We start from the raw sequence: 23,318 nt of genomic DNA, 5'->3' as shown, positions 1-23,318 counted from the left end.
ATGGATATGAGTGTCGCGCATCCTCCCGCCCCGCGCGGCCGCTTAAGCCGCATGACCGCACTGTTCTGGCGTAAACCGTCGCTCGGCCTGTTCCTGCTTCTGCTTGCGCCGCTGATGTGGTTTGGCATCGTCTATTTAGGATCGCTGCTGACGCTGCTGTGGCAGGGGTTTTACACCTTTGACGATTTCACCATGGCGGTCACGCCGGATCTGACGCTGGCGAATATTCAGGCGCTCTTCAACCCGGCAAACTACGACATCATCCTGCGCACGTTAACGATGGCGATTGCGGTGACCATTGCCAGCGCCATCCTCGCATTCCCGATGGCCTGGTACATGGCGCGATACACCAGCGGCAAGTGGAAGGCTTTCTTCTATATCGCCGTGATGCTGCCAATGTGGGCGAGCTATATCGTCAAAGCCTACGCCTGGACGCTGCTGCTGGCGAAGGACGGCGTGGCCCAGTGGTTTCTCAGCCATCTTGGACTGGAGACGATTCTGACTTCAATCCTGACGCTCCCGGCAGTGGGCGGTAACACCTTATCCACCTCCGGGCTGGGGCGGTTTCTGGTGTTCGTGTACATCTGGCTGCCGTTTATGATCCTGCCCGTCCAGGCGGCGCTGGAGCGCCTGCCGGCCTCGCTACTGCAGGCCTCAGCCGACCTCGGCGCGCGCCCCCGTCAGACGTTCCGTTATGTCGTTCTGCCGCTGGCCATACCGGGCATTGCGGCGGGGTCCATTTTCACGTTTTCCCTGACGTTGGGGGACTTCATCGTTCCTCAGCTGGTCGGCCCGCCGGGCTATTTCATCGGTAACATGGTCTACTCGCAGCAGGGCGCTATCGGCAATATGCCAATGGCCGCCGCGTTTACGCTGGTTCCCATCGTGCTGATTTCTCTTTATCTGGCGTTCGTGAAACGTCTGGGAGCATTCGATGCACTCTGAACGCGCACCGCTGTTCCTGAAAGTGGCAGCGTGGGGAGGCGTCATCTTCCTGCACTTCCCGCTGCTGATTATCGCGACCTATGCCTTCAACACCGAAGACGCCGCCTTCAGCTTTCCGCCACAGGGGCTGACGCTGAAATGGTTTAGCGTGGCGGCGGGGCGCGGCGACATTATCGAATCCGTGACGTTGTCACTTCAAATTGCCGCGCTTTCCACCGCCATTGCCCTTGTGCTTGGCACGCTTGCTGCAGCAGCGCTGTGGCGAAGCGCGTTTTTTGGCAAGAATGCGATCTCTCTGCTGCTGCTGTTACCGATTGCGTTACCGGGGATCATCACCGGTCTGGCGCTGCTGACGGCTTTCAAAACGATCAATCTTGAGCCGGGGTTTTTCACCATCGTTGTCGGACACGCCACCTTCTGCGTGGTGGTGGTGTTTAACAACGTGATTGCCCGGTTCAGACGCACCTCCTGGAGCCTGGTGGAAGCGTCGATGGATCTCGGGGCTGACGGGTGGCAAACCTTTCGCTACGTGGTGCTGCCCAATCTGGGTTCCGCGCTGCTGGCCGGGGGAATGCTGGCGTTTGCCCTGTCGTTTGACGAGATAATCGTCACAACATTTACGGCGGGACACGAGCGCACGTTACCGCTGTGGTTGCTCAACCAGCTCGGGCGTCCACGCGACGTGCCCGTCACCAACGTCGTAGCTCTGCTGGTGATGCTGGTGACAACTATCCCCATTCTGGGAGCCTGGTGGCTAACCCGCGACGGCGAAAACATTGCCGGCAGCGGGAAATAACAGTGAATTCAACAGGAAAATGCTATGCAAAAACATCTGCTGATAAACGGTGAGCTGGTTGCCGGAGAAGGTGAAAAACAGCCGGTTTATAACCCGGCCACCGGAGAGGTACTGCTGGAGATTGCTGAGGCGTCAGCGGCCCAGGTCGACGCGGCGGTGCTGGCTGCTGACCGTGCTTTTGCGGCGTGGGGACAAACGACGCCGAAAACCCGCGCCGAGTGCCTGCTGAAGCTGGCGGATGCGATTGAAGCGCACGGCGAGGCGTTTGCCCGGCTCGAGTCCCTTAACTGCGGTAAGCCGCTGCACTGCGCGCTGGGTGATGAAATCCCGGCGGTGGTCGATGTTTTCCGTTTCTTTGCCGGGGCCGCCCGCTGCCTGAACGGCCTCGCCGCTGGCGAGTACCTTGACGGCCACACGTCAATGATTCGCCGTGACCCGGTGGGCGTGGTGGCCTCTATCGCGCCGTGGAACTACCCGCTGATGATGGCAGCCTGGAAGCTGGCCCCCGCGCTGGCAGCAGGGAACTGTGTGGTGATTAAGCCCTCAGAGATCACGCCCCTGACCGCGCTGAAGCTGGCAGAGCTGGCAAAAGATATCTTCCCGGCGGGCGTTCTGAACGTGCTGTTTGGTCGGGGCAAAACGGTCGGCGACCCGCTCACCGGACACGAGAAGGTCCGCATGGTTTCGCTGACCGGTTCGATTGCGACCGGGGAACATATCATCGGCCATACGGCGTCCTCGATTAAACGCACCCATATGGAGCTGGGTGGCAAAGCGCCGGTGATCGTGTTTGATGATGCCGACCTCGATGCGGTGGTCGAAGGCGTGCGGACGTTTGGTTTCTACAATGCCGGACAGGACTGTACGGCGGCCTGCCGCATTTATGCCCAGAAGGGAATTTATGCCCAACTGGTGGAAAAGCTGGGCGCCGCGGTTGCCAGTCTTAAAATGGGTGCCCCGGAGGACGAGGCTACCGAACTCGGTCCGCTCAGCTCGGCCGCCCATCTTTCACGCGTCTGCCAGGCCGTCGATGAGGCGAAAGCGCTCGGTCATATCCGGGTTGTCACCGGCGGGAGCAAAAAAGAGGGAGCGGGCTACTACTTCCAGCCAACCCTGCTGGCGGGGGCAAAACAGGACGATGCCATCGTTCAACGCGAGGTGTTTGGCCCGGTGGTGAGCGTCACCGAATTTGATGACGAGGCGCAGGTGCTGGCCTGGGCGAACGATTCGCAATACGGCCTGGCGTCATCGGTCTGGACCAAAGACGTGGGGCGTGCCCATCGCCTGAGTGCGCGCCTGCAGTACGGCTGCACCTGGGTGAATACCCATTTTATGCTGGTGAGCGAAATGCCGCACGGCGGCATGAAATTATCGGGCTACGGGAAAGATATGTCGGTCTACGGGCTTGAGGATTATACGGTCGTCAGGCATGTGATGATCAAACACTGATCCGCTCAGCCTGGCCGCTTGCGCGGCCAGGCGTGCTCCTTGCTCGCCACATGTGTTACGCAAGATACTCAATTGTTATTAGCCGTAATTTTTAAGTGGTTATTCTGTAACGAAAAAACTTGATCTGTGTCAACATATGACGCATATTGCGTGCGGTTATTTTTTCGGCTCTGGTATACAGAATGACGTTGTATCAAAAGATGTTGGTTTTTTACGCAATCATGGCTTCCATCTGCGCATTAATCACCTGGTTCCTCTCTAAAGACCGCAAACGTATCCGCCTGCTCAGCGCTTTCCTGGTGGGGTCAACCTGGCCAATGAGCTTTCCCGTTGCGCTGCTGGTCTCGCTTTTCTGAAGCACGCTTCCAGTTTTAAAAGATGAACATAGCATTCCTGATGTGATAACTGTATAAATAAACAGTGCATCATAAAAGGAGTGCTTATGAACAGTTTTTACTCGCAGCAGGCCGGTTGCACCGTGCGCTGGCACGACTTGCCCGGTTCCGGCGATCCCGTGGTGTTCATTCACGGGCTGGGCTGCGCCTCTTCCTATGAATATCCCCGCGTCGTTTGTGACCCGCTGTTTGGCGCGCGCAGAGCGATTCTCATCGACTTGCCCGGCAGCGGCTACAGCGATAAGCCTGAGCACTACAGCTATAAAACCACTGACCAGGCGCACGTTGTCGCGGAACTGATTGACCATCTTAAACTGGATTCTTTCTGGTTATACGGCCACAGCATGGGCGGCAGTATTGCTATCGAGACGGCGGGGCTGCTGGCAACGCGCGTGAAGGGACTGATGGTGTCAGAGCCCAATTTTCACGCGGGTGGGGGCATGTTCAGCCGGTCTATAGCGGCGCAATCAGAGCAACAATTTCTGAAGCACGGATATGACGCCATGCTTAGCGCAGAAAAAACAGCGTGGGCGGGATGCCTGCAGAGCAATGCCGCTTATGCCGTCTGGCGCGGTGCATCTGGCCTGGTCGCGGGCGTTGAACCGGAATGGGAAGCGCAGTTCCTGTCACTCTCTTGCCCGGTAACGTTGATTTTTGGCGAGCTCTCTCTGCCGGATGACGATGTGGAAAATCTCCAGCAGAAGGGCGTTGAGGTGAAAATTATTCCTGCGGCGGGTCACTCAATGTCCTGGGAAAACCCCTCTGCGCTGGCGCGGGCCTTAGCCGAATGTATGACGGAGTGATTATTGTGCAATGTATCATCGTTGCGAAATGTAGGCCGGGTAAGCGCAGCGCCACCCGGCAAGAAGGGCGGCTACTTTATTAAAGCACGTAGTGCCTGACGTGCGTCAGGCTGAACATCATGCGGGTGCTGGTAATCAATGTTCTCTATCGCGCGGCTATAGAGTGCGACCAGCCAGTCGTAAACATATGCGGTAGCCGCATGGACCGGCTGTTCTCCCAGGCGCGTCAGGCGAGGTTCGGCGCTGCTGACCACCGGCGTGACGAAGATGGCCTGGCCCTTGCGGATGCGGCTTGCCGGACGCGTCGCCACGGGCGTCTGGTCGTAACCCAGCCAGCCAACGAAATTGCCCATCACAGCATGCAGTTGCGCAGCGCTACTTTTATCTGCTTCGACAATTCGCTGCAGCTGTTGAGGCAGATTCAGCCGGTAGCTGGTGACGACCAGCACATCCGCGATTTGCTGTAACACCTCAGGATCCAGCCCAAGACGGGCGGCGGTCGCCTCGTTGCGGCTCCACTGGCGCAGATGATTTATCCATACTCTGTGCGCCAGACGCGCTTTGTCTTTGGTCTGGAACAGGCCTGCGCTTTCCTGGGCATTATCGGCAAACAGGTCAATGGTATCCGTAAACAGCCCGTTAACCTGCTCCTCGCGCGGCTGCTGAACGGCCAGCAGCGTTTCAAAGGCCTTCAGCGGCGGCAGCAGGCCTTCAAGCAGCTCGCCGTGGCGGGCGGCACTGCTTTGCAGCATGCGCACCATGTTTTCTGCCTGAGCGCGTCGGGTACCCGGTTCCTCAACCAGCGGTGCCAGGTAGCTTTGCATCAGCGCCGAGAGCTCCTGATGCAGCGCATTTTTCAGCGTGCCGAGACGTTTCTGTCGCTGCGCGGGCAACGTGGCCTGAGACAGCCACTCAATGACGCGCTGCATGCTGTGGCTGTCCAGGGCCTGGAGGGTGCCCCAGCGCAAGCCCGGCTTTCCGAGCAGATGCTGTACGGCTTCGTCGAGGTTCTGCCGGGTAGTAAAGCGGGCGTCATGCGGGGTGATCGCCCACACCAGCCCCGGCAGGGCAGATTCTTCGGCAGGCTGCGTCTCCCTGACCCAGTTCATTAACACTTTTGCTTTTTTGGCCGTCTGTTCGTGCTGCGCCGTCGCGTTGCAAATGACCAGCACATCCGGCTGGAGCTGTTGACGATAGTGCTCAAGCAGCCACTGGGATTTCGCCTGGCGTAGCGGATCGGCATGGCTATCTTCAAACACCGGGATATCAATGATATCAACATTATCCAGCGCGCCGCTCTCAACCGGCAGCACCAGTTCGCGGGTCAGGAAGGCCAGCACATCGACCGGGAGGCTGATGGCGTTAAGCATTTCACCGTTGTTCAGCGGATGAAGAAGCGTCTCCTGTGCGTGCTGAAGCGCTATCGAACCGTCGTGCGTCAGGAACCCTTCACCCGGCAGCCCAAAGCTGTCCACCAGCAGGCTAAGGGGGGCCGCAAGCTCGCTGGCATGGCTGGTCTGGTGCAGCACATGGGCCAGGTTTAACCACTGCTGGGTCAGTTCCTGCTGTTCGCCCCAGAGCAGCGACCAGACGCTGGCTCGCGTGCTGAGATCGAGTGAAGGCACCAGTTGGGCAAACTCATGCCACAGGGCATCATCAATCTGCTGTTTCGCTGCGGGTACCATGCTCTGCCAGAAGCGGGCAATTGCCCCCACTTCCTGAGCGGTGATGCCGGGCACGCCCTGCGGCTGGCGCAGGCCGCGCCATTTCTCCAGCCGTGTCTCGATGACCGCCTTATCCACCGCGCGCATCTGCGGGTGCTGCGTCGTGCGGGCAATAAACAGCTGTACCAGCTCGGCCTCGGTGACCAGGTTCAGGCGCAGCGGAAACGCCTCGTCAAGCGCTTCCGGGATTTCCCGGGTGAAGCGGACGGCCATATTGGTCAGGGCATGTCCTGGATTGATATGCGAAAAATAGTCAAAGGTGCGCTGGCCTGGCGTCACGTTCAGGCGACCATTGCCGCTGCCGCACAGCGATAAGAGCAGGTGCGCTTTCGCGCTCTGCGAATGGCCGTAAAGCCCAATGCTGCTCTGGCGGGTCATGGCGCGTTCAATGGCCTGCTCCCGCGCCTGCACCGCGTTGATGCGAGCAAGCAGGGCGTCGGCATCGTTATCCAGCACAGGGGCGGTCAGGCGCGTCTCGTTAATCCACCCGATTAAGGCCTGAGTGGTGTTCGTGGTCGCTGTCATTTCAGGTATACGCTCCCGCTGTCGATCCAGTAGTGGCTACCGCTGTGTCGGCGATCGGCCAGGGTATTCAGTTTGAAGGTTAATGCGTCAGGCGCCACCGGCGTGCCGTCCTGCAGCCAGGCATCGCTCAGCTCGAAGGCCTCCGGACCTTCCTGCTTGCTGCCGCCGCAGAGCTTGAGCCGCACGTTCAGCACGCCGTCGCCGGCAATCGCTTTTGCCAGTTCGGCCGAGTTAATGCTGAGCGTGTAGAGCGGCGTGGCCGGCCAGCGCGCGTTTGCCAGTTGACGGAAGCCGAGAGTCACGTTCCCGCGCAGCGGGAAGTGCAGACGCGCATCAAGCTTCGCGCCGGGTTTATCAAGATCGATATCCTGATACCAGACGTTTTCCTCGCGCAGGGTATTGACGGTGTTATCCAGCACGCCCAGATAGCGCACGGTGGAATACGCGCCAATGTCCGCGGCTTTAAAGTTGAAGCGCGGCAGACGCAAGTCAAGCGCCAGGCTGCAGAGCATGGCCCCCACGGCAGCGGTCGATTTCGGGTTGCCAATGCGCCCCTGCTGGCTGAACGGATACCACTCATGTACCTGGTATTTATCCAGCCAGACGATGCGGTTGACCGGCACTGGCTGCAGGTGACGAATGAGCGCCTGAACCCCAGGCAGGCAGCCCGGACGTCCGGTGATCAGCAGAATGTCGCAGCTGTAATGGGAGATCGCCTCACAAACCGCGTGGAGCGGGGAGGCCAGCGTAAACTGCCCGGCCAGCATCGCATCCTGCATTTCGCGGAAGTTCACATGCAGCGGCACGGCGAAAAGATCGAAAGCGTCTGAACCCGCAGGCAGGGCATGATCGATCGCCTGCTGCAGATAGTTCATCACGTTGCGGGTCGGCTTCTGCGGCAGCAGATCGCCAAAGGTGGCATGCAGTCCGGCCAGCGGATCGTCAACGTCGCTGGATTCCCATCCGGCAAGAATGGCATGGCCAATCGGCATAAAGAGCTGCAGCGCCGTTTGCTGGCGCAGTACGGCCTGGGTATCAATGCGCCCGGAGTCACCGAACAGCGAGGCCATCAGCAGCGAGGCATCCGCGATACCGGATTTCTGCAGCTGCGTTTGCAGAGCGGGCAACACGTAGCGCTGAATCACGTCCAGAAGCGTATCGTCGCCCGCGACCTTAAACCCTTCGCGGAACAGCAGCTGCGGGGTGATTTTGACGTTATTGCCGGAACCGTCATCCAGCTGATAATGGGTGATCGCCATATCCGTTGTGCCGCCGCCGATGTCGATGGACGCGACGCGCAGCGCGCGCCCCGGCTGGCTGCCCGGCTCAGGTTCACGGTCCGGACGGGCAAGGGAGGCGAAGAAGGCTTCGGTCTGGCCGCCAAAGCGGGAGATGGCTTCGTTATACAGCCAGACCAGCTGACCGCAGCTGGCTTCATCCCACTCCATCTGGATTTCAGGTACCGGCACCACGCTTTTTTCCTGCTGTTTGCGGGTGACAAAATCCTCATCCTGCGGGTGCCATCCCATCGCTTTCCAGACAATCGCGATGGCTTCAAACATGCGGCGACGGAAGATCTCGCGCTCCTGCTTTGGCATGGCGGAGGGCAGCGTCAGGATCAGCGTGCGCAGCTGGCGCGGCGAGGCAGGGAAGCCCAGACGCAGGCGCGTGGCGACGCTGTTGATCTGCCCCAGCGCCTGTGCCAGCAGCTCGCACAACATATGGGTCATCAGGGTGCTGCGGCTGTATTGCGGCGAGAAGACCGGCAGGCGCTCGTCCTGCGGCAGCGTGAAGAGCGGCTCGCCGTCATCGTTCATCAGGTTCATCAGCGGGAACGCGGTGGCAAGCGGTTCACGCTGGGTCTTGCTGTTCATCTGGCTAAAGCGCCAGTCCTGCACGACCGGGGTTTCATCCCACAGGTAGCGACGCGGGCTGGAGATACCGCTGTTGCCTTCGGTTCCCAGACGCTGCATCGCCAGCTTGCGGGCCTCATCGCCGACGCGGACAATCGACGGCCAGACAAAGGCGTCTTCGCGACCGCTTTCCACCGAGAAGTGCTGCTTGCCAAAACGCGCTTCTGAAAACTCGAGACGGCTGGTGAACAGCGGCTCGTTCAGGAACTGCGGCTCGCTGAGCGAGCGAACCTGCAGCTCGGCGGTCTGACGCAGCCCATCGTTCGCATCGCCGTGGTCTTCAATAATGACGCCGCAGGTGTGGGTGTTACCCACGTCGAGGATCAGGTCGACCGGAATGGCTGGCGTGCTGAGCGTATGGGTGACAAATTTCACTTCCGGTACGGTGAGCTGTTCACCGAGCATAGTCAGCAGGTTAAGCCAGTGGGCCTGATATTCAAAACTGCGCATCGCCTGCTGCAGGTCGCGTTCAGAGCGGTTCTCAACGCCGTCGGCATACTGGGTAAACGCCTCGCGCAGCCAGCCGTCAATCCAGGTCTGATCGAGGAAACTGTCTACCTCGTTATCGCGCCACGCCAGCGCGAAGCGGGTCCCGTTCAGAATATCGTTTTCCACCGGAGAGAGCGCGGACGTGGCATGATCGGCAATCTGGCTGTCAAGCGCGAGGGTGACGCGGTGTGTATTGCCTGCCGTGTCCGGGGTGTCAAGCTTGCGCACCTGAACGCGCGCCCAGTTATCCGGCCCTTCAACAAAGGTCCGCGGCGGGTTGAAGCGCAGGAACGGAACCGGAAGCCAGACGCCATCCAGTACCGCCAGCGACTGATGCAGCGGGATAGTGGTTTCCGGTTTGACCACTTCTGGCTGCCCGCCGTTCATGCCGGGCAGGGTATAGCGACCGTTGACCAGGTCGAAATCGAGGCGCAATAGCGGGCCGTTCGCGGTTTTACGTACGAAGCGCCCGTTGCTGGCGGAGTCCTGCGGCGTCAGACCGAAATCGAGGAACTGCACGCCGCTGTTGGCAATAAGCGTGACGCTTTGTTTATAGTCGCAAAGATTTACCAGCATAGGATCAGGCACCTGCTTTCTTGAACGTCAGTGGGACGACGGTGTTGGCATCATAACGGGCGCGACATTCTGCGATATCGCTGGTGCCTGCTTTACAGGCAATTTCCGGCATCGGGTAGCGGGAACCGTCGGTGCAGCGGGCAGTGCCGCGACTCTTAATCATCAGCTCGCCATTGCTGTGCAGCCCGGAGAAGACCTCCGCGCGGCAGACAATATTGTCGCCATGGACAACGCGGGCGAAACCTTTATTGTTCTGGATCTGATAGCGCAGCGACGGCGGCTTGCCGGTAACCGGATCTTTCACATCGAGGATGGCGCGCCAGGTGCCGTTCAGGAAGCGCGTCGATCCCGCTTTTACCTGATTCGCTTCCATCACCATGGCGTCTTTCGGGATGGCGACAATCACCACCGGAGCGGGCTGTGGCGCAGGAGCGGCCGGAGCTGCGTCTTTTTCTTTGCTGGCCACGACCTCCGCCTGATGCAGCGGTAGCTTCATCGCCAGCGGCTCAACCGCTTTGATCGGTTTTGGCGCAATCTCCACAGGTTCAGGTGTGGGGGCCGGGGCGGGCTCAGCGGAAGGTGCCTGTTTTGGCCACAGCAGCGGGGCGGCAATGGCGGCGACGATCACGGCGGCAACCGGCAGGGTCCAGAGGGGAACGCGGCGCTTTTTCACGACGTTCGCCGGAGCAGGCGCCTGAACAGGTTGTGCAACGACGGGGGCCGGTTCGGGCTCATACAGCTCCTCCGGCGTAATACGCACCACCGTGGATGGGGCGATCAGCGGCTCGTCAGCATGCTCAAAGGTCATCACCGGCTCTGGCTCAGGCTCGGGTTCAGGATCGTCAATCACAACGGGGGCTGGCTCAGGGATCAGCGATTCACGCAGGCAGTCGAGGACATCGTCGCGCGCGTTCTCGTTCAGGTTTACAAACCCCCAGAAGCTAATGACCGGCTTTCCGTCCACCAGGAAGAGGAAGTTTTCGCCCGGAAACTGAAACGCCTTTGACAGCAGAGAGCCAAAAAGCTGTTGCGCGGTTTTAGGCGACTGCAGGCATTTCTTGCTTAATGACTCGACGCTGGCGAGCGTGTTTTCCAGATAGCGCAGGGCGCGATAGCGATCATCTTCATCGGCCGCTTTCCAGCTGATTACGCTCCCTTCAACCGGGGAATACCAGTCCACGCGGTCGCCACTGTCGTTGACCTGAGGAATCGCCAGACAGTCGACGATGGCCTGTTGTTTGCGCAAACGGAGCGCTTCCCGGATTTGCAACGCTGATTCGAAAACGGCTTGTCCGCCGCCGCCAACGGCCTGAAAATCATCCAGATTACCGCTGCGTAAAAGAGTTTTTGCCACGATTTGATCCCATATACTTCTTCACACCATTACTTTAACGAAACGAGGAAGCAAACAAACGGAGGAAGAGACGCTAAAAGCGCCGATTTCTTGCGGCATAGAAAGTGACGGTTGTGCTTGACGAATAATGGCACTTAAGGCAAATCATCTTTTTGAGCGCTGGCGGTTAAAACAGCAAAAAACGCGGCTTTAGAATAACCTGATAGTGTTTCGTTATTTGCCAGGTCAAAACGCCTGTGCTGTTATTACTGTCCTATATAATAAAACTGTCAGGGTTATAACCATGTCTACAGGGAAAACACTGCTCGCCCTTGCGCTGAGCGCGCTGTTACCAGCCGGTGCCGCATGGGCGGCAAATAACGACACCCTTATTTACTGTTCAGAGGCCTCCCCCGAGTCCTTCAACCCGCAAATCGCCAGCTCTGGCCCGTCTTTTGTGGCCAGCTCTCAGGTACTGTATAACCGTCTGATCAATTTCGACCCGGTGAAAAACACCCGGTGCCGTCGCTGGCGGAGTCCTGGACGATTTCGCCGGACGGCAAGACCTATACCTTTGCCCTGCGTAAAGGGGTGAAGTTCAACAGCAACAAATACTTCAAACCGACGCGCGACTTTAATGCCGATGACGTTATTTTCTCGGTCATGCGTCAGAAAGACCCTAAACACCCGTACCACAACGTGTCGCAGGGCAACTACGAGTACTTTAATGATGTCGGTCTCGATAAGCTGATCCAGGACGTTAAAAAGGTCGATGATTATCACGTCCAGTTCACCCTCAGTGAACCCAACGCCGCGTTTCTGGCCGACTGGGGGATGGATTTCGCCTCGATTCTCTCCGCTGAATACGCCGACGCAATGCTGAAAAAAGGCACGCCTGAGAACGTGGACACCTGGCCGATTGGCACCGGGCCTTACGTGCTGCAGCAGTACAAAGTGGATTCGCTGATCCGCTACGTCGCGAACCCGAACTACTGGGAAGGCGAGGTGCCGACGAAGCATCTCATTTTCTCCATTACGCCAAACGTGGAAACCCGCCTGGCGAAGCTGCAGACCAACGAGTGCCAGATCATTCCTGCGCCATCCCCGGTTCAGTTTGACGCCATCAAAAACAACAAAGACCTGACGCTGCACTCGGTCGATGCGCTGAACGTCGGTTATCTGGCGTTTAATACCGAGAAAAAACCGTTTGATAACGTGCTGGTGCGTCAGGCGCTCAACTACGCGACCGACAAGAAGGCCATCGTTAATGCGGTGTTTATGGGATCGGGCACGGTGGCAAAATCGCCGATCCCGCCAAATATGCTGGGCTTCAATAAAGACCTCAAGGACTACAGCTACGATCCTGAAAAAGCGAAAGCCCTGCTGAAGCAGGCGGGTCTGGAGAAGGGCGCGGAAGTCACGCTGTGGTCAATGCCGGTTCAGCGTCCGTATAACCCGAACTCGCGTCGTATCGCGGAGATGATCCAAAGCGACTGGGCAAAAGTCGGCGTGAAGGCCAAAATTGTCTCCTACGAGTGGGGCGAATATCTCTCCGGAATGCGTAAAGGCGAACATGACTCCGCGCTGTTTGGCTGGATGTCCGACAACGGCGACCCGGACAATTTTGCCGACGTGCTGCTCGGCTGCAACAGCATTAAAACCGGCTCAAACGCCGCGCGCTGGTGCGATAAGGGGTATGATGGTCTGGTGCAAAAAGCGAAGCTGACCAGCAGCCCGGCTGAGCGAGCCAAGCTCTATGGCCAGGCGCAGGAGATTTTCTACCAGCAGGCGCCGTGGATCGCGCTGGCCAACGGGAAAACGTTCTACGCGACCCGCAGCAATGTGACCGGGTACAGCGTAAGCCTGATGGGCAGCGATTTCTCGAAAGCGAAGCTGAACTAAGCCTTTTTAGCCGGGTGGCGGCTACGCCTTACCCGGCCTACATTTGGCACCCGTAGGTCCGAAAGGGCGGAGCCGCCACCGGGCACATTACAAGGAGTGACAATGTCACATTTAAACGAAGTTATCGCCCGCGTCGATGCCGCTATCGAAGAGAGCGTCATTACCCACATGAACGAGCTGCTGATTGAATTAAGCGATGATGCAGAGCTCAGCCGTGAAGATCGCTACACCCAGCAGCAGCGTCTGCGCACCGCGATTTCGCACCATGGTAAGCAGCATAAAGAGGAGATGGACGCGCGTGAGGAACAGCTGACGAAAGGCGGCACCATACTGTAACCATCAAAACTGGCGTCGCGCCACCAGCCAGGCCCCGACCACCAGCATCACCGCGCCGCACACCGGGCCGATCAGGGCGCGCAGCGGGATGCCATGGCTCCTCAGCACGTCCAGCACCAGCCCGCCAATCAGCTGGCTTGCGACCAGCACGGCGATGGTCGTCGCCGCGCCAACGTTCTGATAGCCGCTGATGCTGGCAAACACGAAAAACGACCCCAGCAGCCCCGGGATAAGCGTCCACCAGCGCACCGTCGCGGCCAGCTCGCTGAACCCGGCCACGCCCTGTTTCAGCAGCAGAATACTGACAAACAGCACGATGCCGACCAGCGAATTCAGCAGCATCGCGATGAGAATGGTGGAGGAGGACTGGGTGATACGCACCATCAGGGTGTTTTGCACCACCAGACCGATGCCCGCCGCGACCAGAAACGCCAGGGTCAGGGACTGATTCATGGGATCGCGTCCGGATCGCTGCGCTCGTCCAGTTGCAGCTGCATAAAGGTTAAGTCCAGCCAGCGGCCAAACTTGGTTCCCACCTGCGGCATTTGTCCGGTCGTCACAAAGCCGAGCGTTTCATGGAGATGAATCGAGGCATGGTTTTGCGCTTCAATGCCGGCCACCATCACGTGTTTCCCAATGGCGCGGGCCTCGTTAATCAGCGCCTTCATCAGCGTGCGGCCAATCCCTTTGCCCTGATGGGCCGGGTGGACATAGACCGAGTGCTCAACCGTATGACGGAAGCCGTCAAAGGCGCGCCAGTCGCCGAAAGAGGCGTAGCCGGTGATTACGCCGTCCTCTTCACTTACCAGAACCGGGTAGCCCGCAAGCGAGCGCGCCTCAAACCAGGCGATTCGGTTATCGGTATCGACGGTTTTATCGTTCCAGATCGCGGCGGTATGCAGCACCGCGTGGTTGTAAATCTCGCCTATCGCAGCGCAGTCTTCTTTGCAGGCATGACGAACGATCATGATGAAGCCTCTGTGTGTTGTTCACTATAGTATTACGTTATCGCTACGATATTACACAACTGTATCGCCCGATCGCTATGGCATAAGCCATATTTTTTTGTTATCAAAAGCCCATTGAATTGCCGTTCATACACTATAGTATGACGTCATGAACACCATAACAGACACGATGAATCAACGGATTAGCGCAAGAATTCGCCTTGAACGCGAGTCTCGCGGATGGTCCCTCAGCGAGCTGGCGGACCGGGCAGGGGTCTCCCGCGCCATGATCCATAAAATCGAGCGCGGGGACAGTAGCCCGACAGCCACCTTGCTTGCCCGCCTGTCGGGCGCGTTTGGCATCAGCATGTCAACGCTGATTGCCCGGGCCGAAATGCAGGAGGGTAAGCTGCTGCGCCTGGCAAACCAGCCCGTCTGGCGCGATCCGCAGACGCACTACCTCCGCCGCCATGTTTCTCCCCGTACCGATCTGCCCATCGACCTTGTTCAGGTGGAACTGCCTGCGGGAAGCGACGTTCCGATGCCGGCCTCTTCTTACGCCCTGGCGCGTCAGCTTATCTGGCTGCAGTCCGGTGAGCTGGTGTTTCAGGAGGGCGACACCCGCCACGAGATGCACGCCGGAGACTGTCTTGAGCTGGGGCCGCCTAATGACTGTCGGTTCATCAACGAGACGAATGAAACCTGCATCTATCTGGTTGTACGCCTCAATCAGTCTGGCTCGTAATGCTAATGCGATAACGCTGAACGTGAGCCAGGCTGTAATGACATTTGTACCAGAAGGAGATCCTGATGAATCACTCTGTTTCGCATAACCGCCGCTGGGTGCTGGCCTCTCGTCCACAGGGCGCACCGGTCGCGGAAAATTTTCGTCTGGAAACGCAGCCTGTTCCGGAACCGGGTGCGGGGCAGCTTCTGCTTCGTACCGTCTGGCTGTCGCTGGATCCTTATATGCGGGGTCGCATGAGCGACGCGCCATCCTATTCACCGCCGGTTGAGATCGGTGCGGTGATGGTGGGGGGAACGGTCAGCCGCGTTGAGCAGTCAAACCATCCCGACTTCAAAGCCGGTGAATGGGTGCTGGGCTACAGCGGCTGGCAGGAGTATGAACTTTCGGACGGCAGCGGCCTGGTGAAGATGGGCGACAATCCGTCTCATCCTTCCTGGTCGCTGGGCGTATTGGGCATGCCGGGCTTTACCGCCTATATGGGGCTGCTGGATATCGGGCAACCGAAAGCGGGTGAAACGCTGGTGGTGGCTGCGGCGACCGGCCCGGTTGGCGCGACAGTAGGGCAGATCGGCAAAATCAAGGGTTGCCGGGTGGTCGGCGTGGCCGGTGGCCCAGAGAAATGCCGCCATGCCGTTGAGGTTCTCGGCTTTGACCTGTGTCTGGATCACCATGCGGCGGATTTTGCCGACCAGCTGAAACACGCCTGTCCGAACGGTATTGATGTCTATTATGAAAACGTCGGCGGGAAAGTGTTTGATGCCGTGCTGCCCCTGCTGAACACCTCCGCGCGCGTGCCGGTGTGTGGCCTGGTGAGCGGCTATAACGCGACGGGCCTGCCTGAAGGGCCGGACCGCCTGCCGCTCCTGATGGCGACCCTTCTCAAGAAACGCATTCGTATGCAGGGCTTTATTATCGGCCAGGATTATGGACACCGCATTCATGAGTTCCAGGAAGAGATGGGGCGCTGGGTGCAGGAGGGAAAAATCCACTATCGCGAACAGGTGACGGACGGGCTGGAAAACGCTCCCGAGGCGCTGATTGGCCTGCTGGAAGGACGAAACTTCGGCAAAGTCGTGATTCGCGTCGCGAGTGACAATAAATAAAGCGCACAATGGCGGGGTTTCCCGCCATATTTATTTGTGAAGATACGATATATTGTCTTTAATTACTGGACACGGTTTTTCGCGCCATCATCCCGGATGAGCCCGAAAACGATAAAAAAAATGATGTTTGCTTTTTTTTTGCTGTTTTACGTACTTCCCACCACCAGGCATGACGATACAGGATATATCGTACCGGCGCCGTTTTATTAAAACTGGCGTTTAAAAATAGCATTAAGTTTTAGCTACAGGAATTCCACATGCTTGATTTGGATCACTTAGAAAAAGCCCAAAGGGTTAGCCTTACCATGCAGGTTGAACACAGTTTGAAAGGGGCGTTAATTACAGGCTCCCTCAAACCAGGAGCACGACTGATTACGAAAGAGATTGCTGATAAATTAGGCACCAGTATTACGCCGGTTCGCGAAGCGCTACTGCGCCTGGTCTCCTCAGGCGCGCTTCACGCCACGCCAGCGCAGGCTTTTCTGGTCCCTGAGGTAACGTTGGAGCGTTATAACGAGATTAACGCCATCCGAAAACAGCTTGAGCCAATGGCGGTTGCCGCAGCATGCCAGAATATGTCAGACGGCAAGCTGGAGGCATTGCGCAAAATGTCAGAGGCCTTCCATGAGGCCATGCGCAATGGAAACGTTCAGCAGGCCTTGCATGCGAATCGTGTCTTCAGGTTTACGCTTTATCAGTATGCTGAAATGCCGACGCTTAATGCCTTAATTGAACAGCTATGGGTCCGCATCGGCCCCTGTATGAACTATCTGCACCAGGAGCTTAGCGACATCAAAACGGCAACATATCACTATGACGAACTTCTTTCAGCCCTTGAGCGGAGAGATGTGGAGGCCAGCCAAAAGGCGATTGATAAGTTGATTGATGAAGCGGATTCTCTTTTACAGCAACAATATTTTAACTGAGAGATTATTTATCAGAGCGACTATATACCGCCGCTAATTATTTATCTGGTGAATAACTCCTGATGGCTTATTGCCATCAGGAGGGTTATTTCATTTATAAAATAAACTTTTCTTTTTTGCTTACTCGAAGCGATAAGAGACCGACAGCCCGACGCCATAGTTACGGCCTGGTGCAGGCTCGTAATAACGACCGTTGGACTCGTTGACAATAACCGATCCTGCGTACTCTTTATCGAACAGGTTATCGACGCGGCCAAAGACGTCCATTCCCCAGTTGCCGTAGTTAAACTTATACCCGGTATTCAGCCCGACTACCGTATAAGACGGCGCTTTCGCGGTGTTTTCGTCGTCGGCCATGATATCGCTCATGTAACGCACGTCCGTGCCCGCGTACCAGCCTTCCTCCGGCTGCCAGCCAAACGAAGCGAAGCCCATGTTGCGCGCAATCCCCGGCATACGGTTACCGTTACAGTCTGCGTCGCTGCAGACGTTAGTCCGGTAGGTGGCATCCAGATACGTCCACGCCATCTTCAGCTTCCAGTTCTCCGCGAACTGCTGATCCAGGGAAACTTCCACACCCTGACGGCGGGTTTTCCCGGCATTTTTATAGGTTGTGCGGCCGCCGGAACTGGAGTCCACCACGATCTCATCGTCCGTATCGGTGCGGAACAACGCCGCCGTCAGCAGACCGTTGCCGATTCGGGTTTTGCTGCCCACTTCATACGTGTTATTCGTGGATGGCTTCAGGCCAATATTCAGACCGCCCTGATTATCGGCACGATAGGAGAGTTCGTTGATGGTTGGCGTTTCAAACCCACGCCCTGCGGCTGCGTAGAGGTTCCACCCCTCAGTCACCGCATACTTCACGGCGCCCGCCGGGAGCCATTTGTGATAGCTCGCGTCACCGCTGTCATCGCCGTTGCCCGGCGTAACGTAATGGTCATTGGAATCAAACCAGACCGAACTGTAGCGAACACCCGCATCGACAGAGAGTTTCTGCGTCAGCTGCCAGCTGCTCTGCAGATAAGGATCGACGTTCCACATCAGGTTGCGTTCGTCGCGACGTTTATCGCCTTTGACGCCGTAGTCCGGCACCCCGTTGCTCATCACGAAGTTCTCGTAGCCGCGACGATCTTCACTCAGATTTTCGTAGTTCAGACCGGTGGTAAAGGTCACCGGCACCAGCAGCTCGCCGCGGTGCGTCCAGCGGGTATCCACGCCCTGATAGTGGCGTTGCATATCAATCACCCCGCCGGAGTGAGTGGCTTTTAGCTGCGGCTGATACGGAATCGACTGGTACTGCGTCATTTCACGCTCGCCGGCGTACATCATCACGCTCAGGTCGTCCTGGGTGCTGAGCTGGCGATCGTAGCGCAGACCGGCCTGGGTCTGCTTGATGGTCTTGCGGGTGTTGTACTGATCGCCGCGCGGCGACTGGCGCGGGTTGTCCCGCCACTCCTGATAATTCAGTCCACCCGGATCGTTGGCTTTCATGTCCACGCTGTTGAAGATCAGCGTCAGCTTGCTGACGTCATCAATACGCACGCCCAGCTTCGCGTTGGCAAGATTCTTACGCGCGCCGCTGTGGTCGCGGTAGCCCTGGGTGGTGAAACGGGTGGTGGAAACAGTGTAATCCACATCGCCCGCGTGGGTGCCATCACCCATCGCGCCGGTGGCTTTCATGCCATAGCGCCAGGTACCGTAGCTGCCGTAATAGCTGCTCGCTTCAATAGTCGGCGGCTGCTGACCGGTCTGGGTGTTGATGTTAATCACGCCGCCAGAGGCGTTGCCGTACAGGGCAGAGAAGGGGCCGCGCAGCACTTCAACGCTCTCTACGCTGGAAAGATCGATGTTGGAGGTCTGACCCTGTCCGTCCGGCATGGTGGCTGGAATACCGTCGACGTACATACGGATACCGCGCACCCCAAAGGTTGAGCGAGCGCCAAATCCGCGCATCGACAGCTGGAGATCCTGGGCGTAGTTCTGACGGTTCTGGATTTGCAGTCCCGGGACGCTGCCAAGGGATTCAGACAGGTTGATGCGGGGTGCAGCCTGGCGCATATCATCGCCATTGACGACGCTGACCGCTGCCGGGGTATCGAGTTCCGATACGGTTTGCGGCGTGGCGCTGACGATCATGGTCTGTTCCTCTGCGCTCATGGCGGTGAGCGGCGCAAAGATAACAGGAACCAGCAGCAGCGGGAGAGAAGCCTTACGGGCAGAAATGATTTTCATGAATAAAACCGGTTGTGGTATGTAAACGAACCAAATGGAACATGTCCATACATGTTAAAGGTTTTGTAAATGTTTTGAAAACTATAACCGCACATTGCGTTAATGAAAGGCGAGAGGGGAAAGAAAAACTCCACATTCATCTGATTAATGATTACTATTCTCATTATCAAAAGGCAATGCCATGACGTTGTCTGCCGGAAGTGATGTCAGCCCAAACCCCACTTTTCAGAAAAGGAATTGTTATGTCTTTACGTCATCTGTGCTCGCCGCGTCTGAGCCTGTCACTGCTGTCTGCCACTTTACTGCTTGCCGGGACGTTCCAGGTGCATGCCGCCGAAGAGGTGCTGCGTAAAGCGGTGGGCAAAGGGGCGTATGAAATGGCCGTGAGCCAGCAGGAGAATGCGCTGTGGGTGGCGACCTCGCAAAGCCGTAAAACCGACAAGGGCGGGATTGTTTACCGTCTTGATCCGGTCACGCTGGACGTGACGCAGGCGATCCATAGCGATCTCAAACCCTTTGGTGCCACCTTTGACAACGCGACCCAAACGCTGTGGTTCGGTAATACGATCAACGGCGCGGTAACCGCGATTGATGCAAAAACGGGGGACGTAAAAGGGCGACTGGTGCTGGACGGGCGTCAACGCAGCGAAACCGTCAAACCGCTGCAGCCGCGCCAGCTGGTGGTGGATGACGCAAGCAACACGATTTACATCACCGGTGTCGGTAAAGAGAGCGTGATTTGGGTGGTGGATGGCGCCACGCTGAAGCTGAAAGAGACCATTGCCAATACCGGTACTTACAGCACCGGCCTGGCGCTGGATGCGCAGGCGAAACGTCTGTACACCACGAATGCGGACGGCGAGCTGTTAACCATTGATACGGCAACGAACAAAATCCTGAGCCGTAAAAAAGTGCAGGATGACGGGAAAGAGCACTTCTACCTGAACCTGAGCCTCGATACAGCCGGTCAGCGTGCGTTCCTGACCGATTCAAAACAGCCGGAAGTGCTGGTGGTGAGCCTGAAAGACGGCAGCGTGATCGCGAAAATCGCCGCGCCGGAATCCCTGGCGGTCCTGTTTAACCCGGCCCGCAATGAAGCCTACGTGACGCACCGTGAAGCCGGCAAGGTGAGCGTGATTGATGGGAAAACGTATAAGGTGACTAAAACGTTCGACACGCCGGTCTACCCGAACAGCCTGGCGCTCTCTGCGGATGGCAAAACCCTGTACGTGACGGTGAAACAAAAATCTACCCGCCAGCAGGAAGCCACCCAGCCTGACGACGTGATTCGTATCGCGCTGTAAGATGGGAATTGCCCGGTGGCGCTGCGCTTACCGGGCCTACAAAATAATGAAATGTAGGCCGGGTAAGGCGAAGCCGCCACCCGGCTTTTTTATTAACGCGAGGTTTCTTCCACCAACGGCGCGTCGTGTTTTTCATCATCAGGATGAACCGGCGCGGTGCTGTGAATTTCATGAACGCGTTTACGCACGCCGAACCAGCCCGCAATCAGCAGCACGGCCAGCAGTGGAATGGTCGCGATGGTGTAGGTGCCGTTCGGGTAGTCGAACGCCATCAGCACCAGCACGCTGAACAGGAAGAGCAGGGTGAGCCAGGACGTTACCGGCGCGCCAGGCAGCTTGAAGCTGACGTCAGCGGCTTTGCCTTCTTTAATCGCCTTGCGCAGACGCATCTGGCAGACCACGATAAAGCCCCAGGATGCGATAATCCCGAGTGCAGCCACGTTCAGAACGATTTCGAACACCTGAGATGGGACGAGGTAGTTCAGGAACACGCCGAAGACATAGACCACCAGCGTCGCCAGAATACCGGCGTACGGCACATGCTGCTTGCTCATCTTGGACATGAACTTCGGTGCAGAACCGCCCATCGACATGGAGCGCAGGATACGACCGGTCGAGTAGAGGCCGGAGTTCAGGCTTGAGAGCGCCGCCGTCAGCACCACGATGTTCATGATGCTGCCCACGTAAGGCACGCCCAGCTTAGAGAAGAAGGTCACGAACGGACTCTGGCCCGCCTGGTAGGCGTTCCACGGCAGCAGCAGCACCAGCAGCACCACGGAACCGACGTAGAAGAGACCGATACGCCAGATCACGCTGTTGATGGCTTTTGGTACCATCGTCTGCGGATCTTTACATTCACCTGCTGCGGTACCCACCAGCTCGATGGAGGCGAAGGCGAACACGACGCCCTGAACCAGAACCAGCGCAGGCAACAGACCGTGCGGGAAGAATCCGCCGTTATCGGTTATCAGGTGGAAGCCGGTGGCATTGCCATCCAGCGGCTTACCGCTGCCGAGGAAGACGGTACCCACGACCAGGAACACCACGATGGCCAGCACTTTTACCAGCGCAAACCAGAACTCCATCTCCGCGAACCACTTCACGCCGATCATGTTCATGGTGCCGACAATCGCCAGCGCGCCAAGCGCAAAGACCCACTGCGGCACATCGCCAAACGCGCCCCAGTAGTGCATATACAGCGCAACGGCGGTGATATCGACGATACCGGTCATCGCCCAGTTGACGAAGTACATCCAGCCCGCGACGTAAGCGGCTTTTTCACCGAGGAATTCACGGGCGTAAGAGACGAAGCTGCCGCTGGAAGGGCGATGCAGTACCAGTTCGCCCAGTGCACGAAGAATGAAGAAAGAGAAGATCCCGCACACCAGATAGACCAGGGCGAGAGCCGGGCCAGCCATCTGCAGGCGTGCACCAGCACCTAAAAACAGACCCGTTCCGATAGCGCCGCCGATGGCGATCATTTGAACCTGACGGTTGCCCATCGCTTTGTGGTAGCCCTCTTCGTGGGAGTTCAACCAGCGACGTTTAGCAGCATGATGATCGGCTGCGCTTTTATTGCTTGTTTTCATTGAGTTACCTGTTTGCCTGTCTGAACCATTATCGTGATAGTCCTGCCTGGCAGAGCGCAATACAAACGATTGCTTCTGCGCAAACACATGTCGCCTCCCCAGTCATTCTGCGTATGGATAAGGCGAAACATGGCGAGGCATCCTACCTGCAATTCATAAGCGACGCAAAATATAACCGTGCCGAAAGTGATGCACGTCGAAGGAAATCGTGTGGTCAGAGCAGACGGGGATCACAACACGCTGAAACGTGATGAGTTTTTAGTCAAAACAATGGTGGGGTTGATTATTTAATCATCAGATTCTCTTAATTATTACCAGATGGTATAAATTTTTGCTGCTGCAGGGCATCGAGAAGTAACCTGAACGCGGTTGTGTGCTGCCGGCGGCTCGGATAATAGAGGTGGTATCCTTCAAACGTGGGGCACCACGATTCAAGGACCCTGACCAGCCGTCCCTGATTCAGAGCGTCCAGAACCGAGGACTCGGGCACGTAGGCTAATCCGAGACCATTCTCCGCGGCGTCGATGCGCTGCGACAGGTTATTCAGCGTAAGCTGTCCGTCAACCCGCACGCGAAGCTCGCGCCCGTCGCGCTCAAATTCCCAGTCATACAATCCGCCTCGGGTGGGCAGGCGGAGATTGATACAGCGGTGTTCACCCAGTTGCTCCGGCACGAGCGGCACACCAAAACGAGCCAGGTAATCCGGGGAGCCGACGACCGCCATGCGCATGTCCGGCGCAATCCGCATCGCAATCATGTCTTTTGCCACCTGTTCACCCAGGCGAACTCCCGCGTCGAAGCGGCCATCTACGATATCTGTCAGGCCATTGTCGACCATCACTTCGACGTTAATGTCAGGATATTGCAGCATAAAAGGCTTCAGTACCGGCCAGAGCACGGCGTCCATCGCGTGCTCGCCGGCGACGATGCGGATAGCGCCTGCGGGTTTGTCGCGGGTGCTGCGAAGCGCCGTGAGTTCCTGTTCGATCTCCAGCAGATGCGGGCTGAGGCGCGAAAAAAGCTGCTCACCCGCGGGTGTCGGAACCACGCTGCGGGTTGTGCGGGTTAACAGGCGAACGTCTAATCGCGCCTCAAGCTTGCGCATCGCATGGCTCAGTGCCGATTGCGAGACGCCCAGCTGCGCCGCTGCGCGCGTAAAGCTACGCTCGCGGGCCACCACCATAAAGGAGAGCAGATCGTTGAAATTATCTTTTAGCATCGTGGTTCTATTTATGAGTTTCAGTCATGTGTCCTATCTGATTATGCACCCTAATGCTGCC

General features: G+C 57.7%; 18 protein-coding genes and 1 pseudogene. 11 read left to right on the top strand and 8 right to left on the bottom strand.

All coding sequences use genetic code 11. The annotated features are described in order from the left end of the window. The 5 genes from ACMGGU_RS10185 (at position 1) to ACMGGU_RS10165 (ending at position 4,388) form a co-directional block, all read left to right on the top strand. A complete protein-coding gene (locus tag ACMGGU_RS10185; protein WP_262780831.1) occupies positions 1-945 on the top strand; it encodes an ABC transporter permease in 945 nt (314 codons plus the stop codon). Further along, positions 935-1,741, top strand: a complete 807-nt coding sequence (locus ACMGGU_RS10180; protein ID WP_023292290.1) for an ABC transporter permease — start codon at positions 935-937, stop codon at positions 1,739-1,741. The genes ACMGGU_RS10185 and ACMGGU_RS10180 overlap by 11 nt, the downstream gene beginning before the upstream one ends. Before the next feature lie 24 nt (positions 1,742-1,765). After that, positions 1,766-3,190 carry an aminobutyraldehyde dehydrogenase gene (gene patD / locus ACMGGU_RS10175; protein WP_047748833.1) on the top strand — a complete coding sequence of 475 codons (1,425 nt, stop codon included), beginning with the start codon at positions 1,766-1,768 and terminating at the stop codon, positions 3,188-3,190. 182 nt (positions 3,191-3,372) lie between these two features. Then, positions 3,373-3,546 carry a GhoT/OrtT family toxin gene (locus ACMGGU_RS10170; protein ID WP_013096478.1) on the top strand — a complete coding sequence of 58 codons (174 nt, stop codon included), beginning with the start codon at positions 3,373-3,375 and terminating at the stop codon, positions 3,544-3,546. Positions 3,547-3,632: 86 nt separating this feature from the next. After that, the gene (locus tag ACMGGU_RS10165; protein ID WP_420300507.1) at positions 3,633-4,388 is read left to right on the top strand and encodes an alpha/beta fold hydrolase; all 756 of its coding nucleotides are present in this window, start codon (positions 3,633-3,635) and stop codon (positions 4,386-4,388) included. Between the two features lie 71 nt (positions 4,389-4,459). Here ACMGGU_RS10165 and ACMGGU_RS10160 read toward each other — a convergent pair whose 3' ends face one another. Genes ACMGGU_RS10160 through ACMGGU_RS10150 form a run of 3 tightly spaced genes read right to left on the bottom strand, consistent with a single transcriptional unit; the run spans position 4,460 to position 10,969 of the window. Further along, a complete protein-coding gene (locus tag ACMGGU_RS10160; RefSeq protein ID WP_420300506.1) occupies positions 4,460-6,637 on the bottom strand; it encodes a virulence factor SrfC family protein in 2,178 nt (725 codons plus the stop codon). Then, a complete protein-coding gene (locus tag ACMGGU_RS10155; protein WP_008501295.1) occupies positions 6,634-9,615 on the bottom strand; it encodes a virulence factor SrfB in 2,982 nt (993 codons plus the stop codon). The genes ACMGGU_RS10160 and ACMGGU_RS10155 overlap by 4 nt, the downstream gene beginning before the upstream one ends. 4 nt (positions 9,616-9,619) lie before the next feature. Further along, entirely contained in the window at positions 9,620-10,969 is a 1,350-nt protein-coding gene (locus tag ACMGGU_RS10150) for an SrfA family protein (RefSeq protein ID WP_048223425.1), read from the bottom strand. Positions 10,970-11,252: 283 nt separating this feature from the next. On the opposite strand from ACMGGU_RS10150, the pseudogene ACMGGU_RS10145 reads away from it, so the two are divergent. Continuing rightward, a pseudogene (locus tag ACMGGU_RS10145) lies at positions 11,253-12,850 on the top strand (ABC transporter substrate-binding protein). 102 nt (positions 12,851-12,952) lie between these two features. Then, positions 12,953-13,186 (top strand): YdcY family protein, encoded by a 234-nt coding sequence (locus ACMGGU_RS10140; RefSeq protein WP_008501298.1) that lies wholly within the window; start codon positions 12,953-12,955, stop codon positions 13,184-13,186. A 3-nt stretch (positions 13,187-13,189) separates the two neighbouring features. Here ACMGGU_RS10140 and ACMGGU_RS10135 read toward each other — a convergent pair whose 3' ends face one another. After that, on the bottom strand, positions 13,190-13,639 hold the full coding sequence (locus ACMGGU_RS10135; protein ID WP_008501299.1) for a DMT family transporter: 450 nt from the start codon (positions 13,637-13,639) through the stop codon (positions 13,190-13,192). Then, positions 13,636-14,154, bottom strand: a complete 519-nt coding sequence (locus tag ACMGGU_RS10130; protein ID WP_023292298.1) for a GNAT family N-acetyltransferase — start codon at positions 14,152-14,154, stop codon at positions 13,636-13,638. The genes ACMGGU_RS10135 and ACMGGU_RS10130 overlap by 4 nt, the downstream gene beginning before the upstream one ends. Positions 14,155-14,302: 148 nt before the next feature. Here ACMGGU_RS10130 and ACMGGU_RS10125 point away from each other — a divergent pair, with 148 nt between their 5' ends. From ACMGGU_RS10125 to ACMGGU_RS10115, 3 genes are all read left to right on the top strand, one after another. Beyond that, entirely contained in the window at positions 14,303-14,878 is a 576-nt protein-coding gene (locus ACMGGU_RS10125) for a helix-turn-helix domain-containing protein (protein ID WP_008501301.1), read from the top strand. 65 nt (positions 14,879-14,943) lie between these two features. After that, a complete protein-coding gene (locus ACMGGU_RS10120; RefSeq protein WP_420300505.1) occupies positions 14,944-15,984 on the top strand; it encodes an NADP-dependent oxidoreductase in 1,041 nt (346 codons plus the stop codon). A gap of 257 nt (positions 15,985-16,241) precedes the next feature. Then, positions 16,242-16,910: a GntR family transcriptional regulator gene (locus tag ACMGGU_RS10115; protein WP_420300504.1), complete on the top strand. Its 669-nt coding sequence runs from the start codon at positions 16,242-16,244 to the stop codon at positions 16,908-16,910. A 120-nt stretch (positions 16,911-17,030) separates the two neighbouring features. Here ACMGGU_RS10115 and pqqU read toward each other — a convergent pair whose 3' ends face one another. Continuing rightward, positions 17,031-19,145, bottom strand: a complete 2,115-nt coding sequence (gene pqqU, locus ACMGGU_RS10110; RefSeq protein ID WP_420300503.1) for a TonB-dependent receptor PqqU — start codon at positions 19,143-19,145, stop codon at positions 17,031-17,033. A 242-nt stretch (positions 19,146-19,387) separates the two neighbouring features. Between pqqU and ACMGGU_RS10105 the strand changes: the two genes are divergently transcribed. Beyond that, positions 19,388-20,449, top strand: coding sequence for a YncE family protein (locus tag ACMGGU_RS10105; RefSeq protein WP_420300502.1), 1,062 nt, complete (start codon positions 19,388-19,390; stop codon positions 20,447-20,449). A 92-nt stretch (positions 20,450-20,541) separates the two neighbouring features. Here ACMGGU_RS10105 and ansP read toward each other — a convergent pair whose 3' ends face one another. Next, a complete protein-coding gene (gene ansP / locus ACMGGU_RS10100) occupies positions 20,542-22,038 on the bottom strand; it encodes an L-asparagine permease (protein WP_008501774.1) in 1,497 nt (498 codons plus the stop codon). A 304-nt stretch (positions 22,039-22,342) separates the two neighbouring features. Next, complete coding sequence (locus tag ACMGGU_RS10095) at positions 22,343-23,257, bottom strand: LysR family transcriptional regulator (protein WP_420300501.1); 915 nt, start codon at positions 23,255-23,257, stop codon at positions 22,343-22,345. Positions 23,258-23,318: the final 61 nt, after the last annotated feature.

Source organism: Enterobacter sp. BNK-8 (assembly GCF_048685095.1).
In the GTDB taxonomy this organism is placed as follows: Bacteria; Pseudomonadota; Gammaproteobacteria; order Enterobacterales; family Enterobacteriaceae; genus Enterobacter; species Enterobacter quasiroggenkampii.
This window is presented reverse-complemented; position numbering and strand designations above follow the sequence as displayed.